This window comes from Pseudomonas sp. K2I15, assembly GCF_002204795.1.
GTDB lineage: Bacteria > Pseudomonadota > Gammaproteobacteria > Pseudomonadales > Pseudomonadaceae > Aquipseudomonas.
On the sequence record NZ_NIXO01000017.1, the window covers coordinates 29066 to 48745 of the forward strand.

The 19680-nt window shown below is 60.8% G+C and carries 19 protein-coding genes and 1 pseudogene; 11 read left to right on the top strand and 9 right to left on the bottom strand.

The genetic code is table 11. The annotated features are described in order from the left end of the window. Positions 1–4 precede the first annotated feature (4 nt). Both CEC48_RS12695 and CEC48_RS12700 read right to left on the bottom strand, forming a co-directional pair. Complete coding sequence (locus CEC48_RS12695; RefSeq protein WP_088424061.1) at positions 5–946, bottom strand: FecR domain-containing protein; 942 nt, start codon at positions 944–946, stop codon at positions 5–7. Continuing rightward, positions 943–1431 carry a sigma-70 family RNA polymerase sigma factor gene (locus tag CEC48_RS12700; RefSeq protein ID WP_088424126.1) on the bottom strand — a complete coding sequence of 163 codons (489 nt, stop codon included), beginning with the start codon at positions 1429–1431 and terminating at the stop codon, positions 943–945. The genes CEC48_RS12695 and CEC48_RS12700 overlap by 4 nt, the downstream gene beginning before the upstream one ends. Positions 1432–1590: 159 nt before the next feature. Between CEC48_RS12700 and CEC48_RS12705 the strand changes: the two genes are divergently transcribed. Genes CEC48_RS12705 through CEC48_RS12725 form a run of 5 tightly spaced genes read left to right on the top strand, consistent with a single transcriptional unit; the run spans position 1591 to position 5348 of the window. Then, positions 1591–1893, top strand: a complete 303-nt coding sequence (locus CEC48_RS12705; protein ID WP_088424062.1) for a DUF3649 domain-containing protein — start codon at positions 1591–1593, stop codon at positions 1891–1893. Then, complete coding sequence (locus CEC48_RS12710; RefSeq protein ID WP_088424063.1) at positions 1890–3440, top strand: PepSY domain-containing protein; 1551 nt, start codon at positions 1890–1892, stop codon at positions 3438–3440. Before CEC48_RS12705 ends, CEC48_RS12710 begins: the two co-directional genes overlap by 4 nt. Before the next feature lie 23 nt (positions 3441–3463). Then, positions 3464–3790, top strand: coding sequence for a DUF3325 domain-containing protein (locus CEC48_RS12715; RefSeq protein ID WP_088424064.1), 327 nt, complete (start codon positions 3464–3466; stop codon positions 3788–3790). 11 nt (positions 3791–3801) lie between these two features. Further along, complete coding sequence (locus CEC48_RS12720) at positions 3802–4362, top strand: RNA polymerase sigma factor (RefSeq protein WP_076017617.1); 561 nt, start codon at positions 3802–3804, stop codon at positions 4360–4362. Next, the gene (locus tag CEC48_RS12725; protein ID WP_088424065.1) at positions 4359–5348 is read left to right on the top strand and encodes a FecR family protein; all 990 of its coding nucleotides are present in this window, start codon (positions 4359–4361) and stop codon (positions 5346–5348) included. Before CEC48_RS12720 ends, CEC48_RS12725 begins: the two co-directional genes overlap by 4 nt. On the opposite strand, the gene CEC48_RS12730 is transcribed toward CEC48_RS12725, so the two are convergent. After that, on the bottom strand, positions 5349–5699 hold the full coding sequence (locus CEC48_RS12730; RefSeq protein WP_088424066.1) for a glutaredoxin family protein: 351 nt from the start codon (positions 5697–5699) through the stop codon (positions 5349–5351). Continuing rightward, on the bottom strand, positions 5699–6703 hold the full coding sequence (gene yejK / locus CEC48_RS12735; RefSeq protein WP_010176940.1) for a nucleoid-associated protein YejK: 1005 nt from the start codon (positions 6701–6703) through the stop codon (positions 5699–5701). The genes CEC48_RS12730 and yejK overlap by 1 nt, the downstream gene beginning before the upstream one ends. Before the next feature lie 396 nt (positions 6704–7099). On the opposite strand from yejK, the gene CEC48_RS12740 reads away from it, so the two are divergent. Together CEC48_RS12740 and CEC48_RS32195 are read left to right on the top strand one after the other, a co-directional pair. Continuing rightward, positions 7100–7381: an HU family DNA-binding protein gene (locus tag CEC48_RS12740; RefSeq protein ID WP_003212743.1), complete on the top strand. Its 282-nt coding sequence runs from the start codon at positions 7100–7102 to the stop codon at positions 7379–7381. Between the two features lie 84 nt (positions 7382–7465). Further along, positions 7466–7555: pseudogene (locus CEC48_RS32195) on the top strand (outer membrane lipoprotein carrier protein LolA); the annotation flags it as partial. 14 nt (positions 7556–7569) lie between these two features. Here CEC48_RS32195 and rlmF read toward each other — a convergent pair. From rlmF to CEC48_RS12765, 5 genes are all read right to left on the bottom strand, one after another. Then, on the bottom strand, positions 7570–8592 hold the full coding sequence (gene rlmF / locus CEC48_RS12745; protein WP_088424127.1) for a 23S rRNA (adenine(1618)-N(6))-methyltransferase RlmF: 1023 nt from the start codon (positions 8590–8592) through the stop codon (positions 7570–7572). A 247-nt stretch (positions 8593–8839) separates the two neighbouring features. Beyond that, complete coding sequence (locus CEC48_RS12750) at positions 8840–11686, bottom strand: valine--tRNA ligase (protein WP_088424067.1); 2847 nt, start codon at positions 11684–11686, stop codon at positions 8840–8842. Between the two features lie 228 nt (positions 11687–11914). After that, positions 11915–12319, bottom strand: a complete 405-nt coding sequence (locus CEC48_RS12755) for a DNA polymerase III subunit chi (protein ID WP_088424068.1) — start codon at positions 12317–12319, stop codon at positions 11915–11917. 7 nt (positions 12320–12326) lie between these two features. Next, positions 12327–12755, bottom strand: a complete 429-nt coding sequence (locus CEC48_RS12760) for a DNA polymerase III subunit chi (protein ID WP_088424069.1) — start codon at positions 12753–12755, stop codon at positions 12327–12329. 54 nt (positions 12756–12809) lie between these two features. After that, the gene (locus tag CEC48_RS12765) at positions 12810–14300 is read right to left on the bottom strand and encodes a leucyl aminopeptidase (RefSeq protein WP_088424070.1); all 1491 of its coding nucleotides are present in this window, start codon (positions 14298–14300) and stop codon (positions 12810–12812) included. 282 nt (positions 14301–14582) lie between these two features. Between CEC48_RS12765 and lptF the strand changes: the two genes are divergently transcribed. The 4 genes from lptF (at position 14583) to lepB (ending at position 19585) form a co-directional block, all read left to right on the top strand. After that, positions 14583–15701, top strand: coding sequence for an LPS export ABC transporter permease LptF (lptF, locus tag CEC48_RS12770; protein ID WP_088424071.1), 1119 nt, complete (start codon positions 14583–14585; stop codon positions 15699–15701). Continuing rightward, a complete protein-coding gene (gene lptG / locus CEC48_RS12775) occupies positions 15694–16773 on the top strand; it encodes an LPS export ABC transporter permease LptG (protein ID WP_088424072.1) in 1080 nt (359 codons plus the stop codon). Before lptF ends, lptG begins: the two co-directional genes overlap by 8 nt. A 152-nt stretch (positions 16774–16925) precedes the next feature. Then, entirely contained in the window at positions 16926–18725 is a 1800-nt protein-coding gene (lepA, locus tag CEC48_RS12780; protein WP_088424073.1) for a translation elongation factor 4, read from the top strand. Positions 18726–18730: 5 nt separating this feature from the next. Beyond that, entirely contained in the window at positions 18731–19585 is an 855-nt protein-coding gene (gene lepB / locus CEC48_RS12785) for a signal peptidase I (RefSeq protein ID WP_088424074.1), read from the top strand. Positions 19586–19680: the final 95 nt, after the last annotated feature.

The window sequence follows — 19680 nt, forward strand, 5'->3', positions numbered from 1 at the left end:
TAATTCAGGCACGGGCTTCGACGGTCACCCAGTAGCGGGTAAAACGCCTCACTTTGACAGGCAGGCTGACTTGCAGCAGGTCCAGGATTCGCTCGCTATCGTCCAGCGGGTAGCTGCCGGAAATCAGCAGGTTGGCCACTTGCGGGTCGCAGTTGAGCTGGCCGCGACGATAACGGCTCAGTTCGGCGAGGAAATCGTCCAGGCGCATGTGGGCCGCCACCAACATACCGTCGGCCCAGGCACCGCTGCCGGCGTCGGTGGGGCGGGCGGTGTCCCAGCCTTTGCGGGTGAAATTGACCTGGTGGGCGTTCTCGACGGTCAGCGGCAAGCCGTTGTAGGTGTTGGGCGTTACGTCGACATGCCCGTCAAACACCGCCAATTGCGTGTGATCGTTGAGTTGCCGCACGTTCAGCCGCGCCGCCTGGGCGCTGAGCAAGCCCTGTGTGGTGACGATCCGCAGCGGGGCGTTACCGGGTTTGGCGGTCAGCAGGATTTCGCCTTCGAGCAGGCGGATCAGGCGTTGCTGGCCGTCAAAATGCACATCCACCGCACTGCCGGTGTTGAGCTGCAGCTGGCTGCCATCCGCCAACTGGAACTGGCGTCGCTGGCCGATGGGGCTGCGGTAGTCGGCGGTGAGCGGCGGCAATATATGTTGCTGGCGCAAACCCCAAGCCGCGGCCGACCCGGCGCCGAGAATCAGCAACAACTTCAGGGCCTGACGGCGACTGCTGGATTTCGGTGCATTCAAGGCGGCGTGGGCCAGCGGCGATGGCATGCCGCGCAACCGCTGGTTCACCCGCTGGATTTGCTCCCAGGCCCGCTGATGTTCGCTGTGGGCGTCCAGCCATTGTTGCCAGGCCGCCTGTTTGCGCGGGTTGAGCGGGCCCTGCTGCATTTCCATCAGCCAGCGCACCGCTTGTTCGGCGACCTGCGTAGAGAAACTCATAAGGCGAAGTAGCAGCGCATCGCCGCTTTATTCAGGTGCCGCTTGACCGTGGCGATGGAGATGCCCAGTTCCGCGCCGATTTGCGCGTAGGTCAGGCCGTCGAGTTGGGACAGCAGGAACGCGCGTTTAACCAGGGGCGCCAAACCATCCAGCAATTGGTCCAGTTCCATCAGGGTTTGCAGGATGATCGCCCGCTCTTCCTCCGACGGCGCCACGTGCTCGGGCATTTGCGCCAGGGCGTCGAGGTAGGCGCGCTCCAGGTCCTGGCGGCGGTAATGGTTGAACAGCACGCGCTTGGCGATGGTAGTGAGGAAGGCGCGGGGCTCGATCAGCGTCGGGGTTTCCCGTGCGGTGAGCACGCGGATGAAGGTGTCCTGGGCGAGGTCAGCAGCACTTTGCGGGCAGCCGAGCTTACGTCGCAACCAGCCGGTGAGCCAGTGGTGATGGTCGTGGTACAGGACTTCGACGGTGTTGGACGGCTGCAACGCGAACACTCCGGCAGCATACGCACGCTTCAGAGAACAAGAATTGTTCGCATTGTAGGGCTCGAAAGCGGGTTCGGCAATTGGCAAGGATACGTTCTCTTTTGCTTATGAGAATATTTATCATTAATATTGCGCCCTGACGAACCTGGCGCCCTGTGCATGAAACGCAAAACCTCACTTCCCGTTACCTACCGTCTTGCCGTGACATCGCGCGTGCTGGCGGCTGTGGTCGGCGGTTATCTGCTGGCGTCGTTGGCCAGCGTATGCATGACGTTGTGGCTGCCCACCCGCCGCGCCGATGCAGTGATCAGCGGCATGCTGAGTTCGTTTGTGTTTTATCTGTTGGCGGTGATCTGGTGTTTTGCCTGCCGCACAGCCTGGCGCGCCTGGTTTGGCGTGTTGCTGCCCAGTGCGATTCTGGCCACGCTCGCCGGGTTGGCGTATTGGATGGCGCGCACATGAAAGAGGGTTTTCGTCAGGCCATGGCCTGGTTGCACACCTGGGCCGGGTTGATCTTTGGCTGGCTGCTGTTTGCGATTTTTCTGACGGGCACCTTGTCCTATTTCAAGGACGAAATTACCCACTGGATGCAGCCGGAAGTCCAGGCACACCCCCTCGACGATGCGCGCAGCCTGGCCGCCGCCCAAACGTATCTGCAGCAACAGGCGCCCAACGCCGCCCGCTGGTTTATCAACTTGCCAACCAGCCGTGAGCCGGGTTTGTCGGTGATGTGGCAAGACAAAGTCGACCCGGGCAAGCGCGGCAATTTCGTCGAAAAAATCATTGACCCCATCAGCGGCCAGCAGGTCCAGGCCCGGGAAAGCATGGGCGGCGAATTCTTCTACCGCTTCCACTTCCAGTTGCAAATGCCGTATCCGTGGGGCCGCTGGCTGTCGACCATCGCCGCGATGGTGATGTTTGTGGCGTTGATCAGCGGGATCATCACCCACAAGAAAATCTTCAAGGACTTCTTCACCTTCCGCCCGCGCAAGGGCCAGCGTTCGTGGCTCGACGGGCATAACGCAGTAGGTGTGCTGGTGTTGCCGTTCCACTTGATGATCACCTACAGCAGCCTGGTGATTTTCATGAGCATGGTGATGCCGGCGAGCATCCTCGCCTCTTACGGCAACGACACTCGTGCGTTCTTCAATGATGTGTTTCCGGCCACCGACAACGCGCCGGCCCTTGGTCAGCCGGGGCAGTTATTGCCGCTGGGGCCCATGTACGAGCAGGCGCGCGGGCAATGGGCCGGTGGGCATGTCGGACGGCTGGTGGTGAATAATCCAAGCGATGCGAATGCTTCGGTCAACGTGTTCCGCGCCGGATCGGACCGAGTGGTGCACGACTTTGGCAGCACTGTCTCATTCAACGGCACCACCGGCGAGCTGCTGCGGGTCAGCGGCGAGCAATCCCTGCCGGCGGCCATTGGTGGCAGTTTCTACGGTTTGCACATGGGCCATTTCGCCGGGCCAGTGTTGCGCTGGCTGTATTTCATTTGCGGCCTGGCGGGCACGGCGATGATCGGCACCGGGTTGGTGATGTGGCTGGGCAAGCGTCAGCTCAAGCACGCCAAAACCGGTGTGATGCCGTTTGAACTGCGGCTGGTGGCAGTGCTGAACATCGCCAGCATGTCTGGCTTGATGATCGCCATCGCGGTGTTTTTCTGGGCCAACCGCGTGTTGCCTGCAAGCTTTGCCGGGCGGTCGGGCTGGGAAGTACAAGCCTTCTTTATTGCCTGGGGCTTGAGTGTTTTGCACGCCATCGTCCGCCAGGGTCGCCGTGGTTGGGTCGAGCAACTGAGCATGGGCGCGCTGCTGTTTATCGGCGTGCCGGTGCTCAACGCGCTGACCACTACGCAGCACTTGGGTGTGTCCCTGGCTAACGGCGATTGGGCCATGGCCAGCGTCGACCTGACGTGCCTGGGCAGCGGCGTATTCCTCGCCTGGGCTGCCTGGAAAATGCAGCACCGCCGCGTCGCCCAGCCCAAGGCCGAGCGTGCCCGGCCGTGACCCTCAAGGGTGAGGTGAACTGAATGCTCCTGGCGCTGCTGATGTGTTACTCAGGGTTTACCGCGTTGTGCTTGTCCACGGACCGTCACCATGGCGAACTGCTGCGCAGTAAACCCGCGCCCCGTCGACGCCTGGGTTTGCGCGTGGGCGGTTGGCTGCTGTTGATTGTCTCGATCTGGCCGGCGGTGCTTGCGACCGGTTGGAGCCAGGGCCTGGTGGAGTGGTGCGCAGTATTGATGCTCAGCGGGTTGTTGCTGGTGTTGCTGTTGCCGTATCGGCCAAGGCTGGCCTTGATCCTGGCGGGTATTGGCCTGCTGGCCAGCCCGGTCGCAGCCTTCGCCACCCTTTGAGCTCACCCTTGATGATCATCACGCCTCCCGAATCCAAAGAGCAGCATGCAGACGCGGCAGGCGGGCGGGCGCATTTTCTGCAGGTGTTCCTGTCCCAGCGTTCGCAGATGGAGGCGTTAGTCAGCCGCCGCGTGGGTTGCCGTGCGACGGCGGCGGACCTGGTGCAGGATTTGTTCCTGCGCTTCTGGCGCCGGCCGCTGGTGCAGGTCGAAGAACTCAGCACCTATTTGCTGCGCTGCGCCGGCAATATCGCCATCGACCACCTGCGCAGCGAAGGCGCCCGGGTGCGCAGCAGCGAAGGCTGGCTGCCGGAACAGCAGGATAACCAGGGCTCCGAGCCCCAGGCCGCACTGGAGGCGGGCAATGATCTGCGCCATGTCGAAGCGGCCTTGCGCAGCCTGCCGGAGCGCACCCGGCAGATTTTCCTGCTCAACCGCATCCATGGCCGCAAGTATGCGGAAATCGCCAAGGCCATGGGCCTGTCCCAAAGCGCCGTGGAAAAACATATGATGCGTGCCCTCGAAGCCTGCAAGGCCAGCCTTCGTGAACCATCGCCAAGGAAAGCTCCGTGAACGCCACCGCCCGCGTCACCCCGACGCCCGACCAGGAACAGGCCGCATTGGCCTGGCTGAGCCTGTTGCACGACCAGCCCAGCAGTGGCGACCAGGCCACCTTCAGTCACTGGCTGCGAGCCGACCCGGCGCATGTCGAGGCCTACGCCCAGGCTCAGGTGCTGTGGGAATTGAGTGAAGTGCCGGCGAGAAAGTTGGCAGACGAGGAGGCCCTGGCGTTGCAGGGCTACTTGACCGCGATGAACACCTCGAAGCGTTCCAGTGTGCGGCGCTGGTCCGGCGCGTTGGCCATGGCCGCCTGCCTGATTGTGATGATCTCGATGGGGGCCGGGTGGCAGCCGTCGCGCTGGGTCGATGATTTCGGTGCTGATTACGTCACCGCGCCGGGCGAGGTGAAGACCGTCACCCTGGCCGACCAAAGCCAGGTCACCCTGGATACCGACAGCGCCATCGCCGTGGACTTCAAGCATGGCGAGCGCCATATCCAGCTGCGCCGTGGCGCCGGGTTTTTCAGCGTGACCCACACGGGTGAGTCGTTTGTGGTTGAGGCCGGCAGTGGCGAAGCGCGGGTGCTGGGCACGCAGTTTGAAGTGCGCTTGCAGCCGGCGGGCGCCCAGGTGACGGTGTTGTCCGGCCGGGTTGGCGTCACGCCGTCCAAGTATGGCCAGCAACAAATTTTGACGGCGGGCCAGCAAGTGGCCTACGCCGACGGTGTCTCCGATGAACTGCACGCGGTCGACAGCGAGTTGCGCCTGGCCTGGCGCGACGGCTGGCTCAACTACTACAAGGCCCCGCTGGCCGATGTGGTGCAAGACCTCGGCCGCTACTATCCCGGGCGCATCCTGCTGCTCAACGACGACCTCGCCGCCAGGCGGGTCAGCGGCAGTTTCCCGAGCAAGGATCCCCAAGCAGTGCTCAATGCATTGCAAGCGGTACTTGGGTTTGAGCAACACAACGTCTTCGGGCACATGATCGTGGTGCGCTGATTACTTCAGCGCCGCCATGATCGCTTCCGGGTTGTAGTCCCGAATCAGCGTGCCGTTTACGTCCACGAACGGAATCCCGCCGCCCCCCAGCGCCTCATACGCCTTGCGCGCCTGGGCGTCCTTGTCGATATCAAACTCCCGGTAGGGAATCCCTTTCGAATCCAGAAAGCGCCGGGTCTGCTTGCAGTAGCCGCACCACTCGGTGGAATACAGCACCACACGCGCCGAGGCCTGGGTCTGCTGCGGCACCACCTGCGAGGGGTTGAACAGCCGCTCGATCTTGCCCCAGTTCTGGAAAACCACCACCACCAGCAACACCAGCAGGACTTTCTTCAGAACCCCGCCCAGCATCAGTTGCGACGCTTGAGCTGGTCGGTCAACTGGGTCGGCAGGCCCTTGATGATCAAGGTGCCGGCGGCTTCGTCGTATTCGATCTTGTCGCCCAACAGGTGCGCTTCAAAGCTGATGGACAAGCCTTCGGCGCGGCCGGTGAAGCGACGGAATTGGTTCAGGGTGCGTTTATCCGCCGGAATTTCCGGCGACAGGCCGTAGTCCTTGTTGCGGATGTGGTCGTAGAAGGCTTTAGGCCGCTCTTCATCGATCAGCCCCGACAGCTCTTCCAGGCCCATCGGCTCGCCGAGTTTGGCCTGGCTGCTGGCGTAGTCCACCAGGGTCTTGGTTTTCTCGCGGGCGGACTCGTCCGGCAGGTCTTCGCTTTCGACGAAGTCACTGAAGGCCTTGAGCAGGGTGCGGGTCTCGCCCGGGCCATCGACGCCTTCCTGGCAGCCGATAAAGTCGCGGAAGTACTCCGAGACCTTCTTGCCGTTCTTGCCCTTGATAAACGAGATGTACTGCTTGGACTGCTTGTTGTTCTGCCACTCGGAGACGTTGATCCGCGCAGCGAGGTGCAACTGGCCCAGGTCCAGGTGGCGCGAAGGGGTCACGTCCAGTTGATCGGTCACGGCCACGCCTTCGCTGTGGTGCAGCAGGGCAATCGCCAGGTAATCGGTCATACCCTGTTGATAGTGGGCAAACAGCACGTGGCCGCCGGTGGAGAGGTTGGACTCCTCCATCAGCTTTTGCAGGTGTTCCACCGCGATGCGGCTGAAGGCGGTGAAATCCTTGCCGCCGTCGAAATATTCCTTCAACCAGCCGCTGAACGGGTGCGCGCCGGACTCGGCATGGAAAAAGCCCCAGGCCTTGCCTTGTTTGGCGTTATAGCTCTCGTTGAGGTCGGCAAGCATGTTCTCGATCGCGGCCGACTCGGCGAGCTCGGAGTCGCGGGCGTGCAGAACTGCGGGTGTGCCGTCGGGTTTTTTGTCGATCAGGTGGACGATGCAATGACGGATCGGCATGGGCTTCTCGGCTGGTGAAGGGGAGTGGTTGGGCTCCCGGAAAAAGTCGCCAGTGTACCGCACCCGTTAGGGATGGCGCTGTTCGGAGGGTGTTTTGAGAGGCCTCCGACGGGCTATATGCCTTTTTTTCACGGTTTAGAGCGATAAAGCTGACCAAATGGGTATGTTGAGGCGGATATTTCCCCGTCTCTGTGCTAGTTTTGCCCCGTCTTACGCGATGTCTCGGCGTTAAGCGTGCATTCAGCATTTGTCAGGTCGAACCAAACCCGGTTTCAGGTATCTATAACCCCGATCTTCGTGGTTATAGCCCTTGGGTGCCAGGCCTTGATGGCAGGGCTCGATGGCTGACACTGCACTCTGCAATCCAAATGAATTTGATAGGGAAGGAACACCACAATGGCTATTACTAAAGACCAACTGATCGCTGACCTGGCTGAAGCTGTAGACGCACCGAAAACCACCGTGCGTGCTCTGCTGGACCAACTGAGCCAGATCGTTGCTGATCAGCTGGAAAACGGCGGCGAAATCACTCTGCCAGGCGTTGGCAAACTGAAAGTGACCGAGCGTCCTGCCCGTACTGGCCGTAACCCTTCGACTGGCGCTGCCATCGAAATCGCTGCCAAGAAAGTTATCAAGCTGGTTGTGGCCAAAGGCCTGACCGACGCTGTTAACAAGTAAGACGCAGCAAAAAAACCGCGCTCCGGAGTGATCCGGGCGCGGTTTTTTGTTGCCTGCGATTTTGCTTTATCTGTGGGAGTGGGCTTGCCCGCGAAGATCGTCAACGATAACGCAGGGCATCTGATACCCCGCGGCGCCTGTTCGTTCTTCGCGAGCAAGCTCGCTCCTACAGTGATCGGCAGTGTGGCTTAGTCTTTGCGCGCCCAACGCTGGCGCCACACTTGTTGCTCGCTCGGGGTCTGGAAGGTCCAGGCGACGAAGCGGCTTTGCTTCTGGCCCTGGGACATCTCCACCACTTGGCTTTCCAGTACGCCAGCCTTCTTCAGCGCTGTCTGGATAGCCGGCAGGTTCGACGCCTTCGACACCAGGGTGCTGAACCACAGCACTTTATGCTGGAAATGCGCGCTTTCAGCGATCAACTGCGTCACAAACCGTGCTTCACCGCCTTCACACCATAACTCCGCCGACTGGCCACCGAAGTTCAGTACCGGCAATTTGCGCTTCGGATCAGCCTTGCCCAGTGCGCGCCATTTACGCTCGCTGCCCTTGGTCGCTTCATCCATGGAGGCGTGGAAGGGCGGGTTGCACATGGTCAGGTCAAAACGCTCGCCCGGCTCCAGCAGGCCCAGCAGGATCTGCTTGGGATTGGTTTGCTGGCGCAACTGGATGGCTTTGTTCAGCCCGTTGGACTGCACGATCGCCTTGGCGGCGGCCACGGCTGTGGGGTCGACTTCCGAGCCGAGTAAATTCCAGCGGTATTCGCTGTAGCCAATCAACGGATAGACGCAGTTGGCGCCCATGCCGATGTCCAGCACCTTCACCGGCGCGCCACGCGGGATCACGCCTTCGTTGACGCTGGCCAGCAGGTCGGCGAGGAAGTGCACGTAGTCGGCACGCCCCGGTACCGGCGGGCACAGGTAATCAGCCGGGATGTCCCAGTGATTGATGCCGTAGAACGCCTTGAGCAATGCCCGGTTGAACACCCGCACCGCGTCGGGGCTGGCGAAGTCGATGCTTTCCTTGCCGTACGGGTTGATGATCACGAATTGCGCCAGTTCCGGCGTGGTCTTGATCAGCGCCTGGAAGTCGTAACGGCCCTGGTGGCGGTTACGCGGGTGCAAGGTGGCTTCTTTCCGGGGCACGACAGGCTTGGCTGGCGTGGTGGGTTTTGGCTTCTTGCGCGGTGCTTTGGGTGTGCTGGGGGCGGTCATGGGCTGCGTCGATTCTGGGGTTTGGCTCAAAGTGGCGGGCATTGTCCCACATTCCTGAGTCAAACTCGGTCAAATGTGGGAGCTGGCTTGCCTGCGATGGTATCGGCTCGGTCTGACAGATACACCGAGTCGTCTGTATCGCAGGCAAGCCAGCTCCCACATTGATCGGGTTTCCAAAGAGAAATAGCGGTGTTTTCCAAGGCAAAAAAAGAGACCCGAAGGTCTCTTTTTTCACACGGGCTGCACCTTACAGGCTGGAAATCCGTGCGTGCTGCTCGGCCAGCTTGCCCAAAGCCTGTTCCGCTTCGGCCAGTTTGGCGCGTTCCTTGTCGATGACTTCAGCCGGAGCCTTGTCGACGAAGGCGGCGTTGGACAGCTTGCCGCCCACCCGCTGCACTTCGCCTTGCAGGCGCAGGATTTCCTTGTCCAGGCGCGCCAGTTCGACGCCTTTGTCGATCAGGCCGGCCATCGGCACCAGCACTTCCATCTCGCCAACCAGTGCGGTGGCGGACAGCGGTGCTTCTTCGCCCGGTGCCAATACAGTGATCGACTCCAGCTTCGCCAGCTTCTTGAGCAGCGCATCGTTCTCGGTGAGACGGCGCAGGTCTTCGCTGCTGGCGTTCTTCACGAACACGGCCAGTGGCTTGCCCGGGCCGATGTTCATCTCGGCGCGGATGTTGCGCGTGCCCATCATCAGGGTCTTGAGCCATTCGATGTCGCTTTCGGCCGCCTCATCGATGCGTGCTTCGTTGGCCACCGGCCAAGGTTGCAGCATGATGGTCTTGCCGTCTTTGCCGGCCAGCGGCGCGAGGCGCTGCCAGATTTCTTCGGTGATGAACGGCATGAACGGGTGCGCCAGGCGCAAGGCCACTTCCAGCACGCGCACCAGGGTGTGACGGGTGCCGCGCTGACGTTCGATCGGCGCGTTCTCGTCCCACAGCACGGGCTTGGACAGTTCCAGGTACCAGTCGCAATACTGGTTCCAGATGAACTCGTACAAGGCCTGCGCCGCCAGGTCGAAGCGGAACTGGTCGAGTTGACGGGTCACTTCGGCTTCGGTGCGTTGCAACTGGGAGATGATCCAGCGATCCGCCAGGGACAGCTCGATGGCCTCGCCGTTCTGGCCGCAGTCTTCGCCTTTATCCAGCACGTAGCGCGCGGCGTTCCAGATCTTGTTGCAGAAGTTGCGATAGCCTTCGACGCGGCCCATGTCGAACTTGATGTCGCGACCGGTGGACGCCAGCGAGCAGAAGGTGAAGCGCAGGGCGTCGGTGCCGTAGCTGGCGATGCCGTCGGCGAACTCGTCGCGGGTCTGCTTCTCGATCTTCTTCGCCAGTTTCGGCTGCATCAGGCCCGAGGTGCGTTTCTGTACCAGGGTTTCCAGGTCGATGCCGTCGATGATGTCCAGGGGGTCCAGGACGTTGCCCTTGGACTTGGACATCTTCTGGCCCTGGCCGTCGCGTACCAGACCGTGTACGTACACGGTCTTGAACGGTACCTGCGGCGTGCCGTCTTCGTTCTTCACCAAGTGCATGGTGAGCATGATCATCCGGGCAACCCAGAAGAAAATGATGTCGAAACCGGTCACCAGTACGTCGGTGGAGTGGAATTTCTTCAGGAACTCGGTCTGTTGCGGCCAGCCCAGGGTGGAGAACGTCCACAGGCCCGAGCTGAACCAGGTGTCCAGTACGTCGTTGTCCTGTTGCAGCGCCACGTCCGGGCCGAGGTTGTGCTTGGCACGTACTTCGGCTTCATCGCGGCCCACGTAGACCTTGCCCGACTCGTCGTACCAGGCCGGAATCCGGTGGCCCCACCACAGCTGGCGGCTGATGCACCAATCCTGGATATCGCGCATCCACGAGAAGTACATGTTTTCGTACTGTTTAGGCACGAACGCGATGCGGCCATCTTCCACGGCAGCAATTGCAGGCTCAGCCAACGGCTTGGTAGACACGTACCACTGGTCGGTCAGCCAAGGCTCGATGATGGTGCCGGAACGGTCGCCCTTCGGCACTTTCAGGCCGTGGTCGTCAACGCTCACCAGCAGGCCGGCGGCGTCGAAGGCAGCAACGATTTGCTTGCGCGCTTCAAAACGGTCGAGGCCGGCGTATGCAGCCGGGATCTTGCCGTCGATGCTTTCGTTCAGCGTGCCGTCGAGGTTGAACACCTGGCAGGCCGGCAGAACGGCGGCGTTCTTGTCGAAGATGTTCAGCAGCGGCAGGTTGTGGCGCTTGCCGACTTCATAGTCGTTGAAATCGTGGGCCGGGGTGATTTTCACGCAGCCGGTGCCGAATTCAGGGTCGCAGTAGTCATCCGCGATGATCGGGATGCGGCGGCCAACCAGTGGCAGCTCAACGAATTTGCCGATCAGCGCCTGGTAGCGCTCATCGTTCGGGTTAACCGCGACGGCGGCGTCGCCCAGCATGGTTTCCGGACGGGTGGTGGCGACGATCAGGTAGTCGTTGCCTTCGGCGGTCTTGGCGCCGTCGGCCAGCGGGTATTTCAGGTTCCACAGGAAACCTTTCTCGTCGTGGTTTTCCACTTCAAGGTCGGAAATCGCCGTGTGCAGCTTGGTGTCCCAGTTGACCAGGCGCTTGCCGCGGTAGATCAGGCCGTCTTCATGCAGGCGCACAAAGGCTTCTTTCACGGCTTCCGACAGGCCGTCGTCCATGGTGAAGCGCTCGCGGCTCCAGTCTACGGACGAGCCCAGGCGACGGATCTGACGGCTGATGTTGCCACCTGACTGGTCCTTCCATTCCCAGATCTTTTCCAGGAATTTCTCGCGGCCGAGGTCGTGGCGACTTTGGCCGGTGGCTTCCAGTTGGCGTTCCACCAGCATCTGGGTGGCGATACCGGCGTGGTCGGTGCCTGGCTGCCACAGGGTGTTGCGACCCTGCATGCGGCGGAAACGAATCAGGGCATCCATGATCGCATTGTTGAAGCCATGGCCCATGTGCAGGCTGCCAGTGACGTTCGGTGGCGGAATCATGATGGTGTAGGCATCGCCCGCGCCTTGCGGAGCGAAATAATTCTCGGACTCCCAGGTCTGGTACCAGGAAGTTTCAATAGCGTGCGGCTGGTAGGTCTTATCCATGCGCGGCGGGACCCTAGTTGGCATTAATTCAGGAAAGCCGACAAGTATAGCGAGGGATAGGGGAGAGGGCGAGGTGAAGACGGGCTTAAGGTGGCGGCCGATCAAATGTGGGAGCGGGCTTGTGTGGGAGCGGGCTTGCTCGCGAAGACGGTGTAACAGTCACCCAATGTATCGACTGAACCACCGCTTTCGCGAGCAAGCCCGCTCCCACAGGGGGATATGTCAGTCTTAGTTCTGGTACTGGCTCAGCAACCGTTCCATGCGCGCATCCAGTCGGCGCTTGATCTCGGTTTCGATATGCGGGGCAAAATCGTCGATCACGTCTTGCATGATCAGTTGCGCGGCGGCGCGCAGTTCGTTGTCCAGGTGCAGCAGCAGGGCGTCGGGCGCTTTTTCGGCGGCAGGTACGGCCACCGCCGCAGCAGGCGCGGCTTGCACCACGGGCGTTTCGACAGGCTGCGGCGCAACAGGCTTGCCACCGACCATATCGAACAGCAAGGGAATTTGTACGTCACCGTTGACGGTGTCGGTCAGCAGCGGCGGTTGCAGCTCATCATCACCGAGCAGCTTGCGGATCGACTCAAGGTCATCCAGCAGGTGGTCAGAGTCTTTTAGCGGGTTTGGAGTGTCCATCATGTGCTCAAAGTCGTTGTAGCCGGTGATCTTGCAGAGAATAGCCCTGTTCGCGGTAGAAACGGAAACTCTCCCGCGCGGCCTGACGAATAGCCGGGTCTTCCACCACTACTTCCGCCACACGGGTGAAACCCTTGGCGAAGGCCGGTACTTTCAGGTCGAGGTTGACCAGCAGGTCTGTGTGATCGCCACAGCTGTCGCCCAAACCCAGCACCACCAAGCCTTCTGGCTCTGATTCGGCGGGGCCGTGAGGCACGAAGCTTTCGCCCTTGAAGCGCCACAAGCGGGCGTCGAGGTCGTCACGCTGGGCGGCATCGCTGCAATGCAGGTAGATGCGGTGGCCCATGCGCCAGGCTTTTTCGGTGAGCTTGCAGGCAAAGTCCAGGCGCGCAGAAGGATCGGCGCTGGGCAATATATAGAAGTCGACTTGGGTCATTGCGGTTCCTGGGCCCGGGACGGCGTTGAAGCCGCCGCCCCGGGATCCTCATTTTCAGGCTTTGGCGCGGTCCAGCAGGTACTGGGTCAGCAACGGAACCGGACGGCCAGTGGCGCCCTTGTCCTTGCCGCCGCTGGTCCAGGCAGTGCCGGCGATGTCCAGGTGGGCCCAGTTGAAGTTCTTGGCGAAGCGCGACAGGAAGCACGCGGCGGTGATGGTGCCGGCTTTCGGGCCGCCAATGTTGGCGATATCGGCGAACGGGCTGTCCAGCTGTTCCTGGTACTCATCGAACAACGGCAGTTGCCAGGCGCGGTCGTCCGCAGTCTGGCCGGCGCTGAGCAGTTGGCCGATCAGCTCGTCGTTGTTGCCCAGCAGGCCCGACGTATGGGCGCCCAGGGCAACCACGCAAGCACCGGTCAAGGTGGCGATGTCGATCACGGCTTGCGGCTTGAAGCGCTCGGCGTAGGTCAGGGCGTCGCACAGCACCAGGCGGCCTTCGGCGTCGGTGTTGAGGATTTCCACGGTCTGGCCGCTGAGGGTGGTGACGATGTCGCCCGGACGCGCCGCGCCGCCGCTCGGCATGTTCTCGGCGCAGGCCAGGATGCACACCAGGTTGATCGGCAGCTTGAGTTCCAGTACGGCACGCAGGGTACCGAACACGCTGGCAGCGCCGCCCATGTCGTACTTCATCTCGTCCATGCCCAGGCCCGGCTTGAGGCTGATGCCGCCGGTGTCGAAGGTGATGCCTTTACCCACCAGGGCAAATGGCTTCTCGGACTTCTTGCCGCCGTTGTATTGCATCACGATCAGGCGTGGCGGCTGGTCGCTGCCCTGGCCTACGGCATAGAACGAGCCCATGCCCAGCTCCTTGATCTTCTTCTCATCCAGGACCTCGACTTTCAGGCCCTTGAATTCCTTGCCCAGCGCCTTCGCTTGCTCGCCGAGGTAGGTGGGGTGGCAGATGTTCGGTGGCAGGTTGCCCAAATCACGAGTGAACGCCATGCCGCCGGCGATGGCCTGGGCGTGGGTCACGGCGCGTTCGACTTCAGCCTGGGCCGCCTTGATGGTCAGCAGGGTGACTTTCTTCAGGGCGCGGGGTTCGGCCTTGATGCTCTTGAACTGGTCGAAGACGTATCCGCCGTCCAGCAGGCTTTCGGCCAGCAGGCGGGTCTTGCCATAGCTGTCGCGGCCCTTGACCACAACTTCGTCCAGCGCCAGGGCTGCATCGGTGCCGCCCAGGCCTTTCAGGGTGTTGAGGATGCTGCTGATGATCTTGCGGAACGGGCGGTCGCCCAGTTCGGCGTCTTTGCCCACGCCCACCAGCAATACGCGGTCGGCTTTAAGGTTGGGCAGGCTTTGCAGCAGCAGGCTTTGGCCCACTTTGCCGGCCAGGTCACCGCGCTTGAGGACCGCGCTGATGGCGCCGCCGCTCAGTTCGTCCAGTTGCTTGGCGGCAACGCCGAGCTTGCGGCCTTCGCCGACAGCGACCACGAGGGTGGCGGTTTTCAACGTTTCGGGGCTAACGCTTTTTACAACCAGTTCCATTTTCGGGTCCCTTATAAAGGTCAGTGAGCCAGGAGTCTGTACTCCGGCTTGTAAGCTTGGCAGCCTGTAGGCCGCCCGCGACAAAGGCCGCAGTTTGAACCTCGCCGCCCGAGGCTGACAACCCTTGTGGGCAGCTTTGTGCACGTGCACGAGTAAGCTCCGTGACAGGCGCGGCCAATCACAGGATAATGCGCCATCTTTTTAGCCGGCCTGTAGCAATGGGTCGACTCGATATGCTTGCTTGTTTGGCCGCCTTAGCCTGACAACCCTGGAGTGTCTGGTTTGATCGTCTTCCGTTATCTGTCCCGCGAAGTCCTGTTGACCCTGAGTGCCGTGAGTGCGGTATTGCTGGTCATCATCATGAGTGGTCGCTTCGTCAAATACCTCGCCCAGGCCGCCTCGGGCGCCCTGGATCCGGGTTCGTTGTTCCTGATCATGGGCTTTCGCCTGCCGGGTTTTTTGCAGCTGATCCTGCCATTGGGCCTGTTTCTCGGGATTTTGCTGGCCTACGGCCGCTTGTACCTCGAAAGCGAAATGACCGTGCTGTCGGCCACCGGCATGAGCCAGCAGCGTCTACTGGCCATGACCATGGTTCCGGCCACCGGTATCGCGCTGATCGTGGCCTGGTTGAGCCTGAGCCTGGCGCCCCAGGGGGCCTTGCAGTTCCAGCTGGTGCTCAACAAACAGGACGCCATGACCGAATTCGACACCCTGGAGCCGGGCCGCTTTCAAGCGCTCAATGACGGCACCCGGGTGACCTACACCGAACAACTGTCGGATGACCGAGCCAACCTGGGCGGTGTGTTCATCTCCCAGAAAAACCTCGGCCAGAACCAGAAAGACCGTGGAATTTCGATACTGGTGGCCGACAGCGGGCGCCAGGAAGTGCGTCCCGACGGCAGTCGTTACCTGATCCTGGAGAACGGCTATCGCTATGACGGCAGCCCTGGGCAGGCCGATTACCGGGCGATCAAGTACGACACTTATGGTGTGATGCTGGCCCGGCCGGATGTCAGCGACGAGGTGACCGACCGCGACGCGATTCCGACGACAGACCTGATCGGCAGCAAGGAACTGCGCTCGATTGCCGAGCTGCAATGGCGGATTTCCCTGCCGCTGCTGGTGTTTATCGTCACCTTGATGGCCGTGCCGCTGTCCCGGGTCAACCCGCGCCAGGGCCGCTTCCTCAAGCTGTTGCCGGCGATCCTGCTGTATATGGCCTACCTGACCATCCTGATTTCCGCCCGCGGCTCCCTTGAGAAGGGCAAGCTGTCGCCGACCCTCGGGTTGTGGTGGGTTCACGGAATCTTCCTGGCGATTGGCCTGGGCCTGCTTTATTGGGAACCGTTGCGCTTGAAGATGCAGAGTCGTCGCAGCATGAAGGAGATGGCTCGTGGTTAAGCTCGACCGCTACATTGGTAGCAGCGTCCTGGTCGCAATCCTTGCGGTACTGGGCATTATTTTGGGTTTGGCCTCGTTGTTCGCCTTCATTGATGAAGTCGGCAACGTCAGCGAGACCTACACCGTGACCAACGTTCTGAGCTACGTGGCGCTCACCGCACCTCGTCGTCTCTACGACATGATGCCGATGGCTGCGCTGATCGGCTGCCTGATCGGCCTGGGCAGCCTGGCCAGCAACAGCGAACTGACCATCATGCGTGCGGCGGGTGTTTCCATCGGCCGCATCGTGTGGGCGGTCATGAAACCCATGCTGCTGCTGATGGTGGTCAGCGTGCTGATCGGCGAATACGTGGCGCCCCCGGCCGAATCCACCGCCCAGGCCAACCGTGCCCTGGCCCAGGGTTCGGGTGATGCCCAGAGCTCCAAACATGGCTTGTGGCACCGCCAGGGTGATGAATTTATCCACATCAACGCCGTGCAACCGGGCGGCCTGTTGATCGGTGTCACCCGCTACCACTTCGATAAAGAACGTCACCTGCTGTCGTCCAGCTTCGCCAAACGTGCGCAGTACAGCGGCGAAAAGTGGGAGCTGAGCGATGTGAGCACCACCTATTTCCGTGATATCGGTAAAGGCGCGGCATCGAGCACTGAAGTGATCAATGTGCCTACAGAGCAGTGGGATATTTCCCTCAAGCCTGAATTGCTGAACACCGTGGTGATGATCCCGGAAAGCCTGCCTATCTCCGGCCTGTGGGGTTATATCCACTACCTCAAGGACCAGGGCTTGAACAACGGTCGTTACTGGCTGGCGTTTTGGGTCAAGGTGTTGCAGCCGGTGGTGACTGCCGCGCTGGTGCTGATGGCGATCTCGTTCATCTTCGGCCCGCTGCGTTCCGTAACCCTCGGCCAGCGTGTGTTTACCGGCGTACTGGTGGGCTTCACCTTCCGTATCGCCCAGGACCTGCTGGGGCCGTCCAGCCTGGTATTCGGCTTCTCGCCGCTGTTTGCGGTGCTGGTGCCGACCGCGATCTGCGCCGTGGCCGGGTTCTGGCTGTTGCGTCGGGCCGGTTGAGCCCGCGCTTATGAACAAAAAATGCCCCGTTCGAACGATCGGGGCATTTTTGTTCTTGGTCACCATGGATGACGTCTGGTCTGCGCATCAGGTACAATTCCCGGCTATTTTTCAGCGGGCAGTCTGCCTGCAGCCTTTTTGAGTGTTGATCCGTGAGTGATTTGAGTCATATCCGCAATTTCTCCATCATCGCCCACATTGACCATGGCAAGTCGACGCTGGCCGATCGCTTCATCCAGATGTGCGGCGGCCTTGCCGAGCGTGAAATGGAAGCCCAGGTGCTGGACTCCATGGACCTCGAACGCGAGCGCGGGATCACCATCAAGGCCCACAGCGTTACTCTGTATTACACCGCCAAAGACGGTATCAAGTACCAGCTCAACTTCATTGACACCCCGGGCCACGTTGACTTCACCTATGAAGTCAGCCGCTCCCTGGCTGCCTGTGAGGGTGCGTTGCTGGTGGTGGACGCGGGCCAGGGCGTTGAAGCCCAGTCCGTAGCCAACTGCTACACCGCCATCGAGCAAGGCCTGGAAGTGATGCCGGTGCTGAACAAGATCGACCTGCCACAGGCCGATCCGGACCGCGTCAAGGAAGAGATCGAGAAGATCATCGGCATTGACGCCACCGACGCCGTCGAGTGCAGCGCCAAGACCGGCCTTGGCGTCGACGAAGTGCTCGAGCGCCTGGTCAAGACCATTCCAGCCCCTACCGGCAACTACGAAGATCCGCTGCAAGCGTTGATCATCGACTCCTGGTTCGACAACTACCTGGGCGTTGTTTCCCTGGTACGCGTGCGCCACGGCCGTGTGAAGAAGGGCGACAAGATCCTGGTTAAATCCACCGGCAAGATCCACCTGGTGGACAGCGTTGGTGTGTTCAACCCCAAGCACACCGCAACCGTTGATCTGAAAGCCGGTGAAGTAGGCTTCATCATCGCTGGTATCAAGGACATCCACGGTGCACCGGTGGGTGACACCCTGACCTTGAGTTCAACCCCTGACGTCGACGTGCTGCCGGGCTTCAAACGCATCCAGCCGCAGGTTTACGCCGGCCTGTTCCCGGTCAGCTCCGACGACTTCGAGGACTTTCGCGAAGCCCTGCAGAAGCTGACCCTCAACGACTCGTCGTTGCAGTACACCCCGGAAAGCTCCGACGCCCTGGGCTTCGGCTTCCGCTGTGGTTTCCTGGGCATGCTGCACATGGAAATCATCCAGGAGCGCCTCGAGCGCGAATACGACCTGGACCTGATCACCACCGCCCCGACAGTTATTTTTGAGCTGTTGCTGAAAACCGGTGAAACGATTTACGTCGACAACCCGTCCAAGCTTCCGGATCTGTCTTCCATCGAAGACATGCGCGAGCCGATCGTGCGGGCCAATATTCTTGTGCCGCAAGAGCACCTGGGCAACGTCATTACCCTGTGTGTTGAAAAGCGTGGCTTACAGCACGACATGCTGTTCCTCGGTAGCCAGGTGCAAGTGACCTACGATTTGCCGATGAACGAAGTGGTCCTGGACTTCTTCGACCGTCTCAAATCCACCAGCCGCGGCTATGCTTCGCTGGATTACCATTTTGATCGTTACCAATCAGCTAATCTGGTGAAGCTGGATGTGCTGATCAACGGTGACAAGGTCGATGCCTTGGCGCTGATCGTGCACAAGGACAACGCGCACTACAAAGGTCGCCAGTTGACCGAAAAGATGAAAGAACTGATCCCGCGCCAGATGTTCGACGTCGCGATCCAGGCCGCCATTGGCGGGCAGATCATTGCACGGACCTCCGTCAAGGCACTCAGAAAGAACGTACTGGCCAAATGCTATGGCGGCGACGTCAGCCGTAAGCGCAAGCTGCTCGAGAAGCAAAAGGCCGGTAAAAAACGCATGAAGCAAGTGGGCAACGTGGAAATTCCACAAGAAGCCTTCCTTGCGGTGCTCAGGTTGGATAGTTAGGTCCTATGTCACTAAATTTCCCGCTGTTGCTGGTCATCGCCGTTGCCGTTTGCGGTCTCCTGGCGTTGCTCGATCTGGTGTTCTTCGCCCCGCGTCGCCGGGCAGCCATCGCGTCCTATCAGGGCAGCGTCAGCCAGCCCGATGTGGCGGTGGTCGAGAAACTGAACAAAGAGCCAATGCTGGTTGAATACGGCAAATCGTTCTTCCCGGTGTTGTTCATCGTGCTGGTGCTGCGTTCGTTCCTGGTGGAACCGTTTCAGATCCCTTCGGGCTCGATGAAACCGACCCTGGACGTGGGCGACTTCATCCTTGTGAACAAGTTTTCTTACGGGATCCGCTTGCCGGTGATCGACAAGAAAGTTATCGAGATCGGTGACCCGCAGCGCGGCGATGTGATGGTGTTTCGCTACCCAAGCGACCCTAACGTCAACTACATCAAGCGTGTAGTGGGCCTGCCGGGCGACGTGATTCGCTACACCAGCGACAAGCGCCTGTTCGTCAATGGCGAGTCGGTGGCAGAGAAACTGATCGGTTCCGAGCCGAACACCCTGGGCAGCGCCGAGCTGTACCAGGAGAAACTCGGGGCGGTAGAGCACGAAATCCGCAAGGAAATGAGCCGCTACCGTTCGCCGCCTGACAACCAGTGGACAGTGCCTGCCGGGCACTACTTCATGATGGGCGACAACCGCGACAACTCTAATGACAGCCGCTACTGGGATGATCCCAATATTCCCAAGGACCTGCTGGGCATGGTCCCCGACCAGAATATCGTCGGCAAGGCCTTCGCGGTCTGGATGAGTTGGCCGGAACCCAAGCTCAGCCACCTGCCGAACTTCTCGCGGGTCGGGCTGATCAAGTAATCCATGCGGCGCTGTGAACACAGCGCCGAATGCTTTTCTGGGGCTTGGACAAACCGTCCGGCCTCAAGCAGCAACAGCCAGGATTTGAATTTGAA